Below are 17222 nucleotides of genomic sequence, written 5' to 3' on the forward strand. Positions count from 1 at the left end.
AGAAAACGCCGCTTTCCGAGTGGGAAAGCGGCGTTTTCTGCGACCTGAACTGCACCGACCGGCCAAACGCGCGACCGGGCCAGCCGACCGACGTCAGTCGACGAGCAGCGCGGGCTCCTCGAGCACGGCGGCCACGTCGGCGATGAAGCGGCTCATGCCGTCGCCATCGATCACACGGTGGTCGAACGACCCGGCGACCGTGGTCACCCAGCGCGGACGCACCTCGCCGTCGACGACCCACGGCTTCTGGGCGATCGTGCCCATGGCGACGATGCCGGCCTCGCCCGGGTTGATGATCGGGGTTCCGGCATCCATCCCGAATACGCCGATGTTGGTGATCGTGATGGTGCCGCCCTGCTGGTCGGCGGGGCTGGTCTTGCCCTCGCGAGCGGTCACGGTCAGCCGGTTCAGGGCGCGGGCGAGGTCTTTCAGCCCGAGATCCTGGGCGTCCTTGATGTTCGGCACCAGCAGACCGCGCGGCGTCGCCGCCGCGATGCCGAGGTTGACGTAGTGGCGCACGACGATCTCGGCACCGTTGTCGGTGTCGACCCACGCGGCGTTGACCATCGGGGTGCGCCGCGCGGCCCAGATCACGGCGCGCGCCATGATCAGCAGCGGCGACACCCGGATGTCGGTGAAGTCGGGCGACGCCTTCAGACGCTTGACGAGCTCCATCGTGCGGGTCGCGTCGATCTCTTTCCACACGGTCACGTGCGGTGCCGAGTAGGCGCTCTGCACCATCGCCGACGACGTCGCCTTGCGCACACCCTTGACAGGGATCGACTCGCTGCGATCGTCGTCCTGCGCAGCGGGTTGGATGCCGCGGGCCAGGCCCGCCGGGGCGCTCACCGGGGCCGGCAGCTTCTCCTCGCGCACATCTCCCCACTCGGGGGTCTCGATGTTGCGGAACACACTGGCCTGCTGCGCGTGTCCCACGACGTCATCGCGCGTGACTTCGCCGTCTGCACCGGTCGGGGTGACCTCGGTGAGGTCGACGTTCAGGTCACGGGCGAGCTTGCGGATCGGCGGCTTGGCGATCACGCCCACCGAGGCGCGCACGGGTCGCTCGGCCGGCTTGCGGCGACGCGAGACGGCGCCGCCTCCGGTGCCGTAGCCGACCAGCACCGATCCGCCGCCCTCCTCACCGGATTCTGCGGGCGCGGGCGCCGGGGTGGCCGGCGCGACAGCATCCGAGACGAACGAGATGATCGGCGCCCCCACCTCGACAGTGACGCCCTCGGCGACCAGCAGTTCACCGACGGTCCCCGCGTGCGGTGACGGCAGCTCGACCAGCGACTTGGCGGTCTCGATCTCACAGATCACGTCGTTGATCGCCACGGCGTCGCCCGGGGCGACCTTCCAGGCGACGAGCTCGGCCTCGGTGAGCCCCTCGCCGACGTCGGGCAGGGTGAAGGTCTGAGTACTCATGGGGGTGTCCTTTCGGCTACGCGGCGTCCACAACTCCGGAAAACCATGGTCCGGAACGGCAGTACGGGCGGATATGGCCGGAAACGGTGAGATTTTCCGGAGTTGTGCGCAGTAGGCGGGGAAGAGATCAGTGGGGAACGGGTCTGCAGGGGGCCAGCTCCGACAGGCGCCGGGTCAGTAGGCGAGCGAGCGGTCGACGGCTTCGAGGATGCGGTCGGCATCGGGCAGGTACGTGCCCTCGAGCTTGGCCGGCGGGAAGGGCGTGTCGAACCCCGAGACCCGCAGCACGGGCGCTTCGAGGGCGTAGAACGCCCGCTCCATGACGGTCGCGGCGATCTCGCTGCCGAGGCTGGTGAAACCGGGCGCCTCCTGCGCGTAGACCATGCGGCCGGTCGAGCGCACCGAGTCGAGGATCGGGCCGTAGTCGACCGGCGACAGCGAACGCACGTCGACGACCTCGCAGCTCGTGCCCTCACCCTCGGCGATGGCCGCCGCCTGCAGCAGCGTGGTCACCATCGCGCCGTGGCCGACAAGGGTCACGTCGCTGCCGCGGCGCACGACGCGCGACGCGTGCAGCGGGACGGCGGATGCTGACAGATCGACCTCGCCCTTGGGCCAGTACCGACTCTTGGGTTCGAGGAAGATCACCGGGTCGTTGGAGCGGATCGCCTCCTGGATCATCCAGTAGGCGTCATTCGGAGTCGACGGCGACACCACTCGCAGCCCCGGAGTGTGCGTGAAGTACGCCTCGGGGCTCTCCTGGTGGTGCTCGACGGCACCGATGTGCCCGCCGTACGGGATGCGGATCACGATCGGCATCGACAGAGCACCCTCGTGACGGTTGGTCATCTTCGCCAGCTGCGAGGTGATCTGGTCGAAGGCGGGGAACACGAAGCCGTCGAACTGGATCTCGCACACCGGTCGGAATCCGGCCATCGCCAGCCCGATCGCCGTGCCGACGATGCCCGACTCGGCGAGCGGGGTGTCGAGCACGCGCTGGGGTCCGAAGTCGCGGTGCAGGTGCTCGGTGATACGGAAGACGCCACCGAGTGGGCCGATGTCCTCTCCCATCAGCAGCACCCGGGGGTCGTCCTGCATGGCCTTGCGCAGACCGGCGTTGAGCGCCCGCGACATGGGCATCGACTCGATCGTCATCAGCGCGCTCCTTCTTCGAACGAGGCTTCGTAGCCGTCGAGCCACGCCTTCTGCTCTGCCATCACCGGGTGCGGGTCGCTGTACACGTGGTCGAACATCAGCTCGCGTCCCGGCGGGGTGAGCGTGACGGCACGGGAGCGCAGGTCTTCGGCGGCATCCGCCGCTTCGGTCTCGACGTCGTCGAACAGGGATGCCGCAGCTCCGCGCCCCTCCAGGAAGGCGCGCATGCGCGCGATGGGGTCGCGCTGCGCCCACTGCTGCTCCTCGTCGGAGCCGCGGTACTTGGTGGGGTCGTCGCTGGTGGTGTGCGCGCCCATCCGGTAGGTGACGGCCTCGATTGCGCGCGGGCCACCGCCGTTGCGCGCCGCGTCGAGCTGGGCGCGCGAGACGGCGTAGCTGGCGAGTACGTCGTTGCCGTCCACCCGCACCGACGGGATGCCGTAACCGGCGCCGCGGTTGACCAACGGCACCTTCGACTGGGTCTGCACGGGCACCGAGATGGCCCAGTGGTTGTTCTGCAGGAAGAACAGCACGGGGGCGTTGTAGCTGGCGGCGAAGACCATCGCCTCGTGCACATCGCCCTGGCTGGAGGCGCCGTCGCCGTAGTACACGACCACCGCTTCGTCGCGCTCCGGGTCGCCGGTGCCGGTCTTGCCGTCGAGCACCAGGCCCATGCCGAAACCGGCGGCGTGCAGCGTCTGCGATCCGAGCACCAGCGTGTAGATGCGGGTGTTGCCGTTCTTCGGGTCGAGCGGGTTCCATCCGCCGTGCGAGTTGCCCCGCATGACCGTGATGATGTCGAGCGGGTCGACCCCGCGGATGCGGGTGACCGCGTGCTCGCGGTACGACGGGAACAGGGTGTCTTGCCCACGCGCGGCATAGGCCGAGCCGACCTGGGCGGCCTCCTGCCCGCGACTCGGCGGCCACAGGGCGAGCTGCCCTTGCCGCTGCAGGTTGGTGGCCTGCGTATCGATGGCACGGATGACCACCATGTCGCGGTAGAACTGCTCAAGCTGAGCGTCGGAGAGCGCGTCGATGAACGGCAGGTACTGCTCGGCTTCGGCCGTCGGCGCGTAGCTTCCGTCCGTCTGCAGAACGCGAACGAGAGGTGTTTCGGTCGAGGTCACCGTTCCACGCTATCGATCCGGGCATGCCCGGCCGTGCATAACTCGGGCCCCCTACGAAGTGCCGGGAGCCGCGATTTTCGGCCTTCGGTGAGCTCAGCGCAGCGTTGCCGCGACCTGCAGCACCCGGTCGATCGATGCTTCCTCGCCGACCGAGATGCGGATGCCGTCGCCCGTGAACGGGCGGACGATGAGGTCGGCGGCGACGAACGCGGCGGCTGCGTCGTCGGTGCCCGCACCGGTCGGCAGCCACACGAAGTTCGCCTGCGAGTCGGGCACGTCCCAGCCCTGGGCGCGCAGCCCCGCGACCAGGCGCGTGCGACGCGCGACGATCTCGCTGACCCGCTCGCGCAGTTCGCCCTCGGCGTCGAGGCTGGCGATCGCGGCGCGCTCGGCGGCACTGGTCACCGACAGCGGGATGGCCGTGGTGCGTGCGGCGTCGAGCACGCGCGGGTGCCCGATCGCGTAGCCGACCCGCAGCCCCGCAAGACCGAACGCCTTCGAGAAGGTGCGCAGCACGACGACGTTCGGATGCCGCTCGAAAACGCGTTCGGCGAGCCCGTCAACCGCATCCGGGGCGGTGACGAACTCGGCGTAGGCCTCGTCGAGGATGATCAGCACGTCGCTCGGAACACGGTCGACGAACGCCGCGAACTCGGCGCTGGTGACGATCGGGCCGGTCGGGTTGTTGGGTGTGCAGACGATGATCGCGCGGGTGCGGTCGGTGACAGCATCCGCCATCGCGTCGAGATCGTGCCGCGCGCCGTCGGTGAGCGGCACCTGCACGCCGGTCGCGCCGGCGACCAGCGGGAGCCCCGGGTATGCCTCGAACGAACGCCAGGCGTAGATGACCTCATCGCCGACGGATGCTGTCGCCAGGATCAGCTGGTAGAGGATCGACACGCTGCCGGTGCCGATATGCACAGCATCCGATTCGACGCCGTACTTCTCGCCGAGGCGGGCGCGCAGCGCGCCGGCCGTGGCATCCGGGTACCGGTTGATCGGTGTGGTGTCCTGCAGCGCCGCGAGCACCGACGGGAGCGGTTCGAACGGATTCTCGTTGCTGGAGAGCTTGAACGCGTCGGGACCCGCCTGCTTGCCCTGACGGTACGGGGGCAGGGCGGCGATCTCGGGGCGGATGCGGGGCAGTGTCGACTCTGTCACGGGATCAGTCTAAGGAGCGTGGCGTGCCGGAGTCGCCCTCGGAGATCATCCGGATGATCAGAGCGATCATGAGTTCTTTCTCGCTTGGGTCGCTCATGGCGACCAGGAGCGTGATCGCCGCTGCAGTTGTCGCAAATCTTGCGACAACTGCCATGCCGTCCAGCCGCACCCACTGACAAGATGGGCGCCGGCGTGGCACCATCGAAAGATGGGATTCATCGTCCGCGTCGTCGTCAATGCCTTCGCCATCTGGGTGGTCAGCCTGATCACCGTGCTCGAGATCAGCATCCGCCCGTTCTCGCCCGGTGAGCCCCTGCAGGTCGCGCTGACGCTGCTCGCGGTGGGTGCGATCTTCGCCCTGGTCAACACGATCATCGGCACCGTGGTCAAGATCGTCGCGTTGCCGCTCTACATCCTGACCCTCGGCCTGATCTCGTTCATCATCAACGGGTTCCTGCTGTGGCTCACCGCCTGGATCACCAGCGGCTTCAGCTGGGGACTCGACGTCGGGTCGTTCTGGTGGGGTGTGGTCGCCGCCTTCCTGATCTCGATCATCAACGCGATCTTCGGGGCGATCCTGCGCCCGCAGAAGAAGCGCGACTGAGCACATCGGGCCGGCCGGTCACACGTCCGGCCGCTCCGCCAAGTACTCCGTCGTCTCGACCTCGACGGCCTGGCCCAGCTCTTCGAAGAACGACTCGTTCAGGTCGTCTACACGCGGATCACCCGAGGCGTCGACCTGAGCGGCGGTGTCGAGGTATGCCTCGAACCCGTGCGCGGCGATCGGCAGCATTCCTCCGACATCGGCGTGCGCGGTGAAACTACCGGTCGAACCCGTGCCACCCGAGCTGCCCCCGCCGGCCAGATTCGAGACGATATCGCCCTGATGACGCAGCTCGACGAGCGTCTGATCCGGCCCCAGTGACGGCTCAACCGGGTTGCCCGCCGTGATCACGACGTCGACCTTGTACACGCCCTCCATCGCAGTGACGCTCGCAATCCCGGCACCCTGCGAGTAGCCGACGAGGCCGACCGTGTCTCCCGGCTTAGCCCCGGCCTGCTCCAGCGCCTTCTGCAGGGCCACCTGCGAGGCCGCCTTGTCGCGGTCGACCCACATGTCCCAGTTCGACCCCATGTCCCAGGGATCCTCCGTCCACCAGGTCGAGGTGCGCGTGCCGTCCATGTAGGCCATGAAGCGCGTCTCGCCGTTCTCCATGGTGTACTTCTCGACGACGACCTGCCCCGTACCGTCATAAGGGATGCGCGACAACGAATCACGCACGCCGGTCGGCGGTTTCGTCGTCCCCGTCGACACCGGGGTCACGCGCACCGGCGGCGCCTCACCCGTCGGCTTCGAACCGTACGGCAGCAGCCCCTGACCGTGACGGGCGATCATCTGCGACACCACCAGCATCATTCCGCCGACCGTGCCCGCGCCCAAGGGGCCGAGCATCGGCCCCGAGCCCGGGCGCCACAAGAGCGCATCCAACGGCTGGTCGCCGGTACCGTCGAACCGCGTCTGTTGCCACGCCGCGACCAGCATGTCGGCACGCTTCTCGATATCGGGGTCGCCCGCGATCAACTGATCGATCCGCGCCTGCAGCGCCAGCGCCTCGTCGGGACGATGCACACTGAGCGCCGACTGTCGTGTGCGCAGCTCGACCAGCTCGAACGTATCCGCCATCATCTCTGTGCCATGCGCATGCGTGCGGGTCTGCTCTGCCAGCGTCATCAACCGCTGCGCGCAGGCATCGATCCCGCCCGTGCCGACCGCGGCGGCGAGCGCCGGCGCCTGCACGATCGTCGCCCGGGCCCGTCGCGCCAGATCCCCAGCATCCTCAAGGTGGCGGCCGACCCGCCCGAGACCGCGACCGATCTCACGCACCATCGACGAATCGATCGCGATCGCCCCACCCGATGTGATTTCCAGGTTGTCGCTCATCACCGCACCACCGCCCGCACGACACCCTGCTGCTCCCGCACGGCGATGGTCTCACCGCGGATCTGCTGGTGCATCTCGTCGAGAGCCTCACGAAGGCTGCGCGCGGCGAGCCCCTCGTTGTGCCACGACGATTCCGCCACCAGCTCCGTCCCCACGCCTTCCGCAGCGACCAGCTGGTCCTCGGCATCCTGCAGCAGGCGCAGGGCGTCAAACACCGCCCACAGGTCGAAACTGGCGGGTGCTTCGGCGGCAAGGAACGAGTACATGCCCACCAGAGTGGTCGGCTGCGGGCATCCGATCTGTCCTGATTCCCACGATCTGGGGACAACTCGCTCACCGCAGCCATTGGGGACAGCGCGGGTAGCGGGCAGAATGGAGCGATGACCGACTCGGATCCTTTCCGCGTCATCTTCGTGTGCACGGGCAACATCTGCCGCTCACCGATGGCCGAAGTGGTGCTTCGCGCACTCTCTGCACGGCATGGTCTCGGCTCTCGCGTCGTGTCCACCAGTGCGGGAACGGGCGACTGGCACGTGGGCGAACGCGCCGACGAACGCACCATCGAAGCGCTCACCCGCCGCGGGTTCGACGGCTCACTGCACCGCGCGCGACAGTTCGCCGCGACGACCTTCGCCGAGAACGACCTGATCGTCGCGCTCGACCGCACCCACGAACGCATCCTGCGGGCGTGGGCGCGCACCGAGGACGACGAGGGCAAGGTCACGCTGCTGCGCACGTTCGACCCGCACGCGTCGAGCATGGATGTACCCGACCCGTACTATGCGGGGCCCGAGATGTTCGACTCGGTGCTCGCTATGATTGAGACCGCGACCCGCGGACTCTTCAGCCAGCTCGAACCGGCTGTGCGGGCATCCCATACGTCGCCCCGTGCGATGCGGGGCCCCGAGCAGGAGGAACTCCGCTGACTTCTCTGCCCTCGCTTCCGACCCAGCCGCTGAGCCCCCTCGACGGCCGCTACCAGGCCGCCGTCTCGGGACTGGCCGACTACCTCTCGGAGGCGGGACTGAACCGCGCCCGCGTCGAGGTCGAGGTGGAGTGGCTGATCGCCCTCACCGACCGGTCGCTGTTCGAGACGTCGCCTTTGTCGGATGCTGACAAGCAGCGCCTCCGCGCGCTGTACCGCGACTTCGGGCAGGCCGAGATCGACTGGCTCGCCGCCAAGGAAGCCGTCACCCGCCACGATGTGAAGGCCGTCGAGTACCTGGTGCGCGACCGCCTGTCGTCGCTGGGCCTGGACTCGATCGCCGAGCTCACGCACTTCGCGTGCACGAGCGAGGACATCAACTCGGCCTCGTACGCCCTGACCGTCAAGCGCGCCATCGAGGGCGTGTGGCTGCCGGCACTCGACGCCGTGATCACCAAGCTGCGCGAACTCGCCGTCGAGCACGCGGATGCCGCGATGCTCTCGCGCACGCACGGTCAGCCCGCAACCCCGTCGACCATGGGCAAGGAGCTCGCGGTCTTCGCCTGGCGTCTGGAGCGCGTGCGCGGCCAGATCGCCGGCTCGGAGTACCTCGCGAAGTTCTCGGGCGCCACGGGCACCTGGTCGGCGCACCTGTCGGCCGAGCCGGACGTCGACTGGCCGCAGCTGTCGCGCGAGTACATCGAAGGCATGGGCATCGACTTCAACGAGCTCACCACCCAGATCGAGTCGCACGACTGGCAGGTCGAACTGTACGACCGCGTGCGGCACGCCGGTGGCATCCTGCACAATCTCGCGACCGACATCTGGACGTACATCTCACTCGGCTACTTCGCTCAGATCCCCGTGGCCGGAGCGACCGGCTCGTCGACCATGCCGCACAAGATCAACCCGATCCGCTTCGAGAACGCCGAGGCGAACCTCGAACTGTCGGCGGCGCTGCTCGGTTCGCTGTCGCAGACGCTGGTGACCAGCCGCCTGCAGCGCGACCTGACCGACTCGACCACGCAGCGCAACATCGGCGTGGCCCTCGGACACTCGCTGCTCGCGCTCGACAACCTGCGTCGCGGCCTGAACGAGATCTCGCTCTCGCGCGACGTGCTGCTCGACGACCTCGACCACAACTGGGAAGTGCTGGCCGAGGCGATCCAGACGGTCATCCGCGCCGAGGTGGTCGCCGGACGGTCGTCGATCACCGACCCGTACGCACTGCTCAAGGAGCTCACGCGCGGACACCGCGTCGGTGCGACCGAGCTGGCATCCTTCGTCGAAGGTCTCGAGATCGGCGACGCTGCCAAGCAGCGCCTGCTCGCACTCACTCCCGCGACGTACACCGGCCTCGCCGACCGCCTCGCCCGCTGAGCCTGGGCCCTTCTCTCCCTTCACGAGGGGTCAAGAAACGTCGCCTGAGCGCGCAAAACCCAGCGTTTCTTGACCCCTCGTGAAGGTGGCTTGCCCTCGTGAGGTGGCGCGCCCTCATGAGGTTCGTGCCCCTCGTGAGCGGGAGCACGTCATGCTGGAAGCATGGGTCGGAACGCGTGCGTCGCAATCGCCGGCATCCTGACGGGGATGCTGGTGCTCACCGCCTGCGCTGAACCGACGGCCGCGCCAAGCACGGCCGGCACCGAGGTGGTGACGCTCGCATCGGACCTGGATGCACCGTGGTCGGTGCTGCCACTCGTGGGCGGCGGCGCACTCATCTCACAGCGCGACGACGGCCGCGTACTCGAACTCACCGCCGACGGCGCGCAGCGCGAGGTCGGCACCGTCAGCGGCGTCGTGTCGGGCGGAGAATCGGGACTGCACGGCCTCGCGATGCACGAGTCCGATGGCATCCGATGGCTCTATGCGTACCACGGCGCGGCAGACGACAACCGCGTGGTGCGGATGCCCTTGACCGGCACCCCCGGTTCGTTCGGCTTCGACAGTTCCGGCATCGAGGTCGTGCTCGCGGGTATCCCGCGCGCCGCGACGCACAACGGCGGACGCATCGCGTTCGGGCCGGACGGGATGCTGTACATCGCAACTGGTGATGCCGGTCGACGCGCCGAGGCCAGGGATCCGGCGTCGCTCGCGGGCAAGATCCTGCGCGTGACGCCAGAAGGTGACCCGGCACCGGGGAACCCGTACGGCACGGCGGTCTACAGCCTTGGGCACCGCAACGTGCAAGGCCTGGCCTGGGACTCGCGCGGCGACCTGTGGGCGAGTGAGTTCGGACAGAACACGTGGGATGAGCTCAACCTCATCGAGGCCGGCGGCGATTACGGCTGGCCCGACCACGAGGGCGTCGCGGACGCGGCGGATGCCATCGACCCTGTCGCGGTGTGGGCGCCCAGCGAGGCGAGCCCGAGCGGTATCGCCATCATCGACGACGTCGCGTACGTGGCGGCCCTGCGCGGCGAGCGCGTGTGGTTGTTCGACACGGCAGGCGGCTCGGCCCCGTGGGCGGTGCACGCCGGCGAGTTCGGCCGCGTGCGTGACGTGGTGCCCGGCCCCGACGGCACGTTCTGGGTGCTCACCAACAACACCGATGGGCGGGGCGATCGCCGCGACGGCGACGACCGCCTGCTGCAGCTGCCTCTGCCCTAGCCTGCGGCACCCACGCCCGCGAGCGCGTGCCCCCACGAACGCGTACGCCCGCGAGCGCGCACGCACTTCACGAGGGGTCAAGAAACGTCGGGTGTGAGGGGCGAAACCCAGCGTTTATCGACCCCTCGTGAGGGAGAAGAACGCCAGAGGGCCGAGCGCCAGGGCGCCAGACGGGAAAGAGCGCGCGCGTCAGGCGCGGGGGGACTGACCGGAGGCGGTGTCGTCGTCCGTTGCGGCAGCATCCGCAACGGCAGCACCCGAACCCCCTGCAGCACCAGCGTCGTCATCCGAGAGCAGCACGGCGCGGTCAACGCGCTTGGTGACGTCGGCGGGGTCGACGGCGAGCATCAGCATGGCAAGGCCCAGGAGGGTGACGATGAACGAGATGCCACCGATGACCAATCCAAGACCGATCGGGGTGAGCCCCTCGTAGGTGCCCTTCGCGATCGCCGAATTGACGCGCGAGGTGAACGCACCGGTCGAGACGAGCGTTACGATCGTGGCGAAGATGCCACACACCAGGGCGATCCCCACCAGGTGCAGCGGACGCAGGATCTCGCGTCGCGTCGGCTTGGGGTCGGTCATGCGTGTCCTCCATGGTCTGCCAGGCGGTCTGCGCCGGCATCCGATTCGATGTCTTTCTTCGCGCTCGGCGAGACGCCGGCGATACCCAGGAACACGGCCACGATCGCCGCATACGCGCCGAACAGGCCCACTCCGATGACGATGCCGGTCAGAACCAGGTCGTTGCCGCCAACCGAGTAGTCCTGCACGAGGTCGATCGGCACGAGCAGCAGCAACAGCGCCAGTAGCAGTCCCATCGCGCCGACCGTGATCGCGTCGCGAGCGCCCTCGGTACCGCGATAGCGGATGCCCGCGATCAACTCGACGAGTCCGGTCAGGGCCGCCCACCCGATCAGGAGGACGAAGAACAGGGTGTCGGAACGCCAGACCGGCACGCTCGCGGCCATGCCGAACAGGAAGGTGAAGGCGCCCATCATCACCGCCGGCCAGCGTCGGCCGTTCGGATAGACGATGACCGCCGCGATGATGAAGATCGTCGCGGTGATGATCGCGAAGCCGCCGAAGACGGAGAGGCCGATGGCGGCCGAATGGTCGGCGGAGAAGGTGATCATGATGGCGGCGATGGCGGCCATCACGGCACGGCCCAACTGCACGTGGCGCGCAGTGAACGGGCGGGAAGGGGCAGGCATGACGATCCTCGAATCGGTGACCCGACCAGTCTACGCCGGGCGCCTGTGAAGGGGGTTCGGCAGCCTCCCCAGGCGATCGCCGAACCCCCTTACGGAGGGGGTATGCGCATCGGTTCGCCCCCAGACGCAGCCGACGCGGCACAAGTATGCCAATCTAGGCGCACCACCTTCACATACCGGGAGCCCTGCTGTGACGAGCGAGAGCACTTCGGGCGAGCGGATGACGGCTCCGTTCGCCACGGTCCTGCGAGAAGCGGTGGCTGCGCGCGGCGTGACGCTGACGGGCCTGCACCGGCGGCTGACGGATCGCGGCAATGCGGTGTCGGTGACCACCCTGAGCTACTGGCGTTCGGGGGCGCGACGACCCGAAGGCGCGCAATCGCTCGCTGCCGTGGCCGACCTCGAAAGCCTGTTGGGCCTCGACCCGGGCGCACTGATCGATCGGTTGGGCTCGACGCTGCGCACCGGGCCGCTCGGGCCGATGGCGTTCCCGTTCGATGAGGATTCTCTCGAACAGCGCGTGCGCGACACGTTCACGGCGATGGGCGCGATGTATCCCGATCCGACGCGAGAACTCAGCATCCACGCCGTTACCGACGTCGGCCCGGATCGGCGCGTGTCGCGTCGGGCGATGCGCATGATCGTGCAGAGCACGTCGGGCGAGGTTGCCGCGGTGCCGTTCGTCGAGATCACCCAGGGCACCCCGACGGTGAGTCCGTCCTTCAGCGCACTGGGCGGCGGACGCATCGCAACCACGCACACCGACCCGAGCCGCACAGTGCACGGTTTCCTGTTCGAGCTCGAGCGTCCGATCACCAGCCCCGAGTCGGCGGTGATCGAGTGGGCGGTCGACTATCCGCCGGATTTCCCCCAGGGCGACGGCACCGGGCACGGAGTGGCGATGCAATGCCGTGAACTGCTGCTGTGGACGCGGTTCCACCCGGATGCGATCCCGACCTGGATCGAGGAGGTCGAGTCCACTCCTGGCGGCGAGGACGTGACTGTGCGGATGCTACGGGGCGCGACGTCTCTGCACGCGCTGCGGCGCGGTTTCGGCCCAGGCGCCCTGACGCTGCAGTGGGGATGGGACGACACCGCAGAGATCGCGTAAGCGAGAGCCAGCAGGCGCGAACGCCTCAGGCCGCGGCGGGCTGCGTCTTGATCGACTGCGTCTTGATCGTGACCGTCTGCGACTTCGCAACCTGAGCGGACGCTGCGGTCGGAACGACGGATGCCGCCGGCTTCGCCGTGACGGGGCGCGGCAGTGTCAGCATCCGCACCATGCCGCCGACGACGAGAGCCGCGGCGAGCGCGCCGCCGGCGATGATCATCGGCGTCCACTGGCTGGCGAACGACGACGCGACGCTGAGCAGTGCCCCGACGAACCACACGCCGATCGCGCCGCCGGTCAGCCCCGCGGCGCCGCGCGCGACGGCGTAGAGCACGACGATGGCGCAGACGATGGCGAAGACGGCTCCGGCCCATCCGATCGGCACGAGAACCGACGTCAGTGTGTTCGCCACTGGAAGTGTTGACATTGCGACCCCCCGGTCATCGGTGCACGCCCCCCGCGCACCATCTGACATCAAGGTTACGCGCATAGATCGCGTTGTCACGCCCTCCTTGAGAACGATTCGGCATCATCCCAGAGGATGATGTGTGCACCACGGGTGACACGCCAGTGAATCGCCGCGCAGCGACGCCCGCCTGCCCGGCGGTCAGTCCTTGCGTCGGCGGCCGACGCGGGGCATCCGCACCTTCGTCAGGCGCGGTCGCGCGATCGGAACCGGCGCGGTGAACACCGCATCGACGGTGTGCGAGCCCTCGCTGGGGCCGACCACAGGGATCGGCGTCGTGATCGTGGTGATCGGGGTGGTGAGGGTCGGTTCGACAGGGTCGACGGTCATCTTCGCGAACTGGCGGTGGGCGGCGATGTACGCCGGGATCAGCAGCAGGATCGCACCCAGCCAAGCGAGCGGGTTGCTCAGGGCGACACCCGTGAACTCCCAAACCCCGCCCAGTGCCAGTGCGGCGACCACGCGCATGACCAGCTCGATCACACCGGTGATCGTGGGCACCAGCACGCGGCCGATGCCCTGCAGCACGCCACGCAGCACGAACAGCACGCCCAGCGTCGAGTAGCTGAGTCCGTTGATGATGAGCATGAGGTGCGCCATGTCGACGACGTCGTCTGCTCCCTCACCGACGAACAGGCGCACGACGGGCTCGCCGAAGGCGATCAGGAGCGCCCCGAGCACGACCGAGGCGGCGATCGCGATCCAGATCGCCTGGATCGTTCCCCGACGGATGCGGTCGGGGCGACGCGCTCCGAGGTTCTGTGCGGCGTACATCGAGGCGGCGAGTCCCAGCGATGCGAGGAACGCCACGGCGAGACTGTCGACGCGGGATGCCGCGGTGTACGCGGCGACGGCATCGGCGCCGAGTCGATTGAGCGCGACCTGCACGATCAGGGCGCCGATGGCGATGATCGAGGCCTGGAAGCCCATCGGCAGGCCCAGGCGCAGGTGCTGGGCGACGTCGGATCCGCTGACCTTCCAGTCGGGGCGGTGCACGTGCAACACGGGCAGACGCCGCCACATGAACAGCAGGCAGAGCACGACCGAGACGGCCTGCGCGACGACGGTGGCCCACGCGGCTCCGGCGACGCCCCAGCCCAGCGGGCCCACCATCAGGATCACCAGACCGACGTTGAGAGCGCACGAGATGGTGAGGAACACCAGCGGAGTGGTCGAGTCGCCGATCGATCGGATGATGGCGGCCAGGTAGTTGAAGAACATGATCGTGCTGCCACCCAGGAACGTGACCTGGGTGAACACGGTCGCCTCGGCGAGCAGCTCGGGCGGGGTCTGCATCAGCTCGAGGAACGGCCCGGCGATGATCGGGCCGCACACGGTGAGGATCAGGCTGGTGGCGGCCGTGAGCAGGGTGCCGGTGGCGACCGAGCGGCGCACTCCCCTGGCGTCTCCGGCACCGAACGCCTGGGCGGTCGGGATCGCGAAGCCACTGCCCAGCCCCCAGGCGAAGCCGATGACGAGAAAGATCAGGCTGCCGGTGGCGCCGACAGCGGCGAGGGAGTTCACGCCGAGCTGCCGTCCCACGACGATCGTGTCGACGAACTGGTACAGCTGCTGCACGACGTTGCCGATAAGCAGCGGCACAGAGAAGGCCAGGATGACGCGCCACGGGCGTCCGGTGATGAGGGTGGTTGCCATGAGAGCTCGAAAGGGGGAGAGAGCGGATGCCGGAGTGCGGCCAGAGAAGACGAATGGCACCGTGATCGAAGACGGCGCCATGCGGGTGATTCAGTGTATCGAATCGTTTCGGCGTTGGGGAGGGGTCGGGGAGATTCGATCATCTGATTGCGCCGATCCGCGCCCGGACTGTGGCGTGAGGAGCATCATGGAGGGGTGGCCATCCCCCTCGCAGATCTCATCCGCATGCCCGACCCGCAGCGCGTCGAGGTGGGTGAGGAGGGCGTCGCGTTGGCCACGTACTCGTGGGGCGACGCGGAGGCCCCCACGGTCGTGCTCGTGCACGGTTTCGCATCGAGCACGCGAGATACGTGGGTGCTCACCGGATGGGTGCGGATGCTGGAGCGCGAGGGTTACCGCGTGCTGGGCATCGACCTGCGCGGCCATGGCCGCAGCCAGAAGCCGCATGACTCCGCCGGGTACACGGTGCGCACGATGGCATCCGACGTCGAAGCCGTGCTCGACACGTTCCTGATCGACGAGGCGTACTACGTCGGCTACTCGCTGGGCGCGCGGATCGGCTGGGAGGTTCTGCAGGACCTCGGCGATCGGATCCCGCGGGCGGTACTGGGCGGCGTACCCGACGGCATCCCGCTGGAGCATCTCGACGTCGCGCAGGTGCGCCGGTACATCGCCGACGGCACACCGGTGACGGATGCCCGCACCGGACGCTATCTGGAGCTCACCGAGCGCGTTCCCGGCAACGACCTCGAAGCTCTGCTCGCACTTGCGTTGGGGCTGCGCGATTCGCGCTCGATCGACCCCGATCCGGCACACGCGCCGCAACAGCCGGTGCTGTTCGCGACCGGCGAGCAGGATGCGGTGATCGCGGGATCACGCAGTCTGGCGGCGGCGGCTCCGCAGAGTTCGTTCCTCGAAATCGCGGGACGCCATCACTTCAACGCGCCGGGCTCGCGGCAGTTCCGGCAGGCCGCGCTGGAGTTCCTGCGCGGGTGAGCGCCTATCAGTCTGCGCCGCTGCGGAAGAAGGCGCGCAGGGCGAAGTAGACGACGACAGCCACGACGGCGACGAGGGCGAGCTTCACGATCAGGCCCAGCACGGCGAACAGAATGTTCACCAGCCACCAGGCGATGACGACCGCGCCGATCACACCGAGGATGGTCCAGACCGTGTTCTTGTTCACGGCACCAGCCTAAACGCGTTCGTAGCGAGGGGTCCTGCACCGTACGGTGCAGGACCCCTCGCTCTGACGTCAGTCGGTCAGCGGTTAAGCGCGAAGCCGGCGTTCCAGCCGACCTTCTCGGACACGGCGAGGGTCAGCTGCACGAAGCCGAGCGCTTCGAGCTCGCGCGCGCGTGAGAGGGCACCGGCGTCGACCGCGTGCAGGCCGCCCGCTTCGATCGCCGAGGCCAGGGACTGCTTGGCGGCGGCATCGTCACCGGCGATGAGCACCGTGGTCGCGTGCGAGCCGACGGTTCCGGTGACCAGGGTCGCGGCGAAGTTGGTGTTGAACGCCTTCACCACGTGCGCTGACGGGATCTGCGCCTGCAGTTCGGCGGCGGCCGAGCTGTCGGAGGGCACGACGAGGGCGTCGAAGGTGCTGAAGTCGAGCGGGTTGGTGATGTCGACCACGGTCTTGCCGGCGAGCTGGTCGGCGTAGTCATCGGCGATCTGGGCCAGCGCCGGGTAGGGCACGGCGAGCACGACGATGTCGCCCTCGAGGTGGGCCGCCTTGTCGTCGCTGCCGACGTACTGGATCGACGCGCCGCCTCGTGCGAAGACGCCGCCGATGGCCTGGCCCATGTTGCCGTTGCCGAAGATCGTGATGGTGGTCATGATGTGCTCCTGTCGTAAGTAGTTGAATGTTCAACGTCTTGTCGTGGTCAACATCATTGAAGTGTCAACTATTCCCGGTACGATCGGGACATGGCCGAATCACGGACACCACGCGGGTTCACCGACGAGGAACGCCGCACCTGGGCACCCCTCACGGCAGTGCTGGAGCTGCTGCCGCATGAGGTCGATGCGCAACTGCTGCGCGACGAGGACCTCACGCACTTCGACTACGCGACGCTCTCGATGCTCGCCCTCGCCGAAGGGCGCGAGCTGCGCATGACCACCCTCGCGATGGGCGTCAATGCCACGCTCTCGCGGCTCTCTCACGCGGTCAGTCGCCTCGAGAAGCGCGAGTTCGTACGGCGCGCGCGCAGCACAGAAGACGCCAGGGCCACGCTGGTCAAGCTGACCGCCGACGGGCACCGCAAGGTGATCCGCGCAACCCCAGGTCACGTCGATACCGTGCGCGCACTGGTCTTCGACGCACTCTCCACCGAGCAGCGACGCCAGCTGCACGACATCACGATCGCACTCCTGACGCGACTCGACCCCGAACAGCGCATGCTCGCCAGCAGGATGGGCTGAGCCCACTCT

19 protein-coding genes are annotated in these 17222 nt (G+C 68.3%); 7 read left to right on the forward strand and 12 right to left on the reverse strand.

Going from position 1 to position 17222, the window contains the following annotated elements; all coding sequences use genetic code 11:
- Positions 1 to 93: 93 nt before the first annotated feature.
- The 4 genes from ACLD0U_RS08510 to ACLD0U_RS08525 form a co-directional block, all read right to left on the reverse strand.
- Positions 94 to 1428: a dihydrolipoamide acetyltransferase family protein gene (locus tag ACLD0U_RS08510; RefSeq protein ID WP_410340358.1), complete on the reverse strand. Its 1335-nt coding sequence runs from the start codon at positions 1426 to 1428 to the stop codon at positions 94 to 96.
- Between the two features lie 174 nt (positions 1429 to 1602).
- On the reverse strand, positions 1603 to 2583 hold the full coding sequence (locus tag ACLD0U_RS08515) for an alpha-ketoacid dehydrogenase subunit beta (RefSeq protein ID WP_179409648.1): 981 nt from the start codon (positions 2581 to 2583) through the stop codon (positions 1603 to 1605).
- Positions 2583 to 3710, reverse strand: coding sequence for a thiamine pyrophosphate-dependent dehydrogenase E1 component subunit alpha (locus ACLD0U_RS08520; protein WP_206550938.1), 1128 nt, complete (start codon positions 3708 to 3710; stop codon positions 2583 to 2585). The genes ACLD0U_RS08515 and ACLD0U_RS08520 overlap by 1 nt, the downstream gene beginning before the upstream one ends.
- A 93-nt stretch (positions 3711 to 3803) precedes the next feature.
- Positions 3804 to 4871 (reverse strand): histidinol-phosphate transaminase, encoded by a 1068-nt coding sequence (locus ACLD0U_RS08525; RefSeq protein WP_410340359.1) that lies wholly within the window; start codon positions 4869 to 4871, stop codon positions 3804 to 3806.
- 208 nt (positions 4872 to 5079) lie between these two features.
- On the opposite strand from ACLD0U_RS08525, the gene ACLD0U_RS08530 reads away from it, so the two are divergent.
- Complete coding sequence (locus ACLD0U_RS08530) at positions 5080 to 5475, forward strand: phage holin family protein (protein WP_206550936.1); 396 nt, start codon at positions 5080 to 5082, stop codon at positions 5473 to 5475.
- Between the two features lie 18 nt (positions 5476 to 5493).
- Here the strand turns inward: ACLD0U_RS08530 and ACLD0U_RS08535 are convergent, their stop codons facing one another.
- Positions 5494 to 6813, reverse strand: coding sequence for a hypothetical protein (locus ACLD0U_RS08535; RefSeq protein WP_410340360.1), 1320 nt, complete (start codon positions 6811 to 6813; stop codon positions 5494 to 5496).
- On the reverse strand, positions 6813 to 7079 hold the full coding sequence (locus ACLD0U_RS08540; RefSeq protein WP_206550934.1) for a hypothetical protein: 267 nt from the start codon (positions 7077 to 7079) through the stop codon (positions 6813 to 6815). The genes ACLD0U_RS08535 and ACLD0U_RS08540 overlap by 1 nt, the downstream gene beginning before the upstream one ends.
- A 114-nt stretch (positions 7080 to 7193) precedes the next feature.
- On the opposite strand from ACLD0U_RS08540, the gene ACLD0U_RS08545 reads away from it, so the two are divergent.
- From ACLD0U_RS08545 to ACLD0U_RS08555, 3 genes are all read left to right on the forward strand, one after another.
- Positions 7194 to 7739 (forward strand): low molecular weight protein-tyrosine-phosphatase, encoded by a 546-nt coding sequence (locus ACLD0U_RS08545; RefSeq protein WP_179409635.1) that lies wholly within the window; start codon positions 7194 to 7196, stop codon positions 7737 to 7739.
- Between the two features lie 5 nt (positions 7740 to 7744).
- Entirely contained in the window at positions 7745 to 9118 is a 1374-nt protein-coding gene (gene purB, locus ACLD0U_RS08550) for an adenylosuccinate lyase (RefSeq protein ID WP_410340544.1), read from the forward strand.
- A 162-nt stretch (positions 9119 to 9280) separates the two neighbouring features.
- Positions 9281 to 10345 (forward strand): PQQ-dependent sugar dehydrogenase, encoded by a 1065-nt coding sequence (locus tag ACLD0U_RS08555; RefSeq protein WP_410340361.1) that lies wholly within the window; start codon positions 9281 to 9283, stop codon positions 10343 to 10345.
- A 189-nt stretch (positions 10346 to 10534) separates the two neighbouring features.
- Here ACLD0U_RS08555 and ACLD0U_RS08560 read toward each other — a convergent pair whose 3' ends face one another.
- Both ACLD0U_RS08560 and ACLD0U_RS08565 read right to left on the reverse strand, forming a co-directional pair.
- Entirely contained in the window at positions 10535 to 10930 is a 396-nt protein-coding gene (locus tag ACLD0U_RS08560; RefSeq protein WP_241263506.1) for a hypothetical protein, read from the reverse strand.
- Positions 10927 to 11559: an acyl-CoA synthetase gene (locus ACLD0U_RS08565; protein ID WP_410340362.1), complete on the reverse strand. Its 633-nt coding sequence runs from the start codon at positions 11557 to 11559 to the stop codon at positions 10927 to 10929. Before ACLD0U_RS08565 ends, ACLD0U_RS08560 begins: the two co-directional genes overlap by 4 nt.
- Positions 11560 to 11779: 220 nt before the next feature.
- On the opposite strand from ACLD0U_RS08565, the gene ACLD0U_RS08570 reads away from it, so the two are divergent.
- Positions 11780 to 12670, forward strand: a complete 891-nt coding sequence (locus tag ACLD0U_RS08570) for a hypothetical protein (protein WP_410340363.1) — start codon at positions 11780 to 11782, stop codon at positions 12668 to 12670.
- 25 nt (positions 12671 to 12695) lie between these two features.
- Here the strand turns inward: ACLD0U_RS08570 and ACLD0U_RS08575 are convergent, their stop codons facing one another.
- Together ACLD0U_RS08575 and ACLD0U_RS08580 are read right to left on the reverse strand one after the other, a co-directional pair.
- Entirely contained in the window at positions 12696 to 13097 is a 402-nt protein-coding gene (locus tag ACLD0U_RS08575; RefSeq protein WP_274367915.1) for a hypothetical protein, read from the reverse strand.
- Positions 13098 to 13277: 180 nt separating this feature from the next.
- The gene (locus ACLD0U_RS08580) at positions 13278 to 14792 is read right to left on the reverse strand and encodes an MATE family efflux transporter (protein WP_410340364.1); all 1515 of its coding nucleotides are present in this window, start codon (positions 14790 to 14792) and stop codon (positions 13278 to 13280) included.
- Positions 14793 to 14987: 195 nt separating this feature from the next.
- Between ACLD0U_RS08580 and ACLD0U_RS08585 the strand changes: the two genes are divergently transcribed.
- The gene (locus ACLD0U_RS08585) at positions 14988 to 15788 is read left to right on the forward strand and encodes an alpha/beta fold hydrolase (protein ID WP_224818184.1); all 801 of its coding nucleotides are present in this window, start codon (positions 14988 to 14990) and stop codon (positions 15786 to 15788) included.
- A gap of 7 nt (positions 15789 to 15795) precedes the next feature.
- Here ACLD0U_RS08585 and ACLD0U_RS08590 read toward each other — a convergent pair whose 3' ends face one another.
- Both ACLD0U_RS08590 and ACLD0U_RS08595 read right to left on the reverse strand, forming a co-directional pair.
- Complete coding sequence (locus ACLD0U_RS08590; protein ID WP_206550928.1) at positions 15796 to 15975, reverse strand: hypothetical protein; 180 nt, start codon at positions 15973 to 15975, stop codon at positions 15796 to 15798.
- A gap of 77 nt (positions 15976 to 16052) precedes the next feature.
- Positions 16053 to 16628, reverse strand: coding sequence for an NADPH-dependent F420 reductase (locus tag ACLD0U_RS08595; protein WP_410340365.1), 576 nt, complete (start codon positions 16626 to 16628; stop codon positions 16053 to 16055).
- Between the two features lie 90 nt (positions 16629 to 16718).
- Between ACLD0U_RS08595 and ACLD0U_RS08600 the strand changes: the two genes are divergently transcribed.
- Positions 16719 to 17213: a MarR family winged helix-turn-helix transcriptional regulator gene (locus ACLD0U_RS08600; protein WP_410340366.1), complete on the forward strand. Its 495-nt coding sequence runs from the start codon at positions 16719 to 16721 to the stop codon at positions 17211 to 17213.
- Positions 17214 to 17222: the final 9 nt, after the last annotated feature.

Origin of the sequence: Microbacterium sp. 2216-1, from assembly GCF_046507855.1 — a bacterium.
In the GTDB taxonomy this organism is placed as follows: domain Bacteria; phylum Actinomycetota; class Actinomycetes; order Actinomycetales; family Microbacteriaceae; genus Microbacterium; species Microbacterium esteraromaticum_C.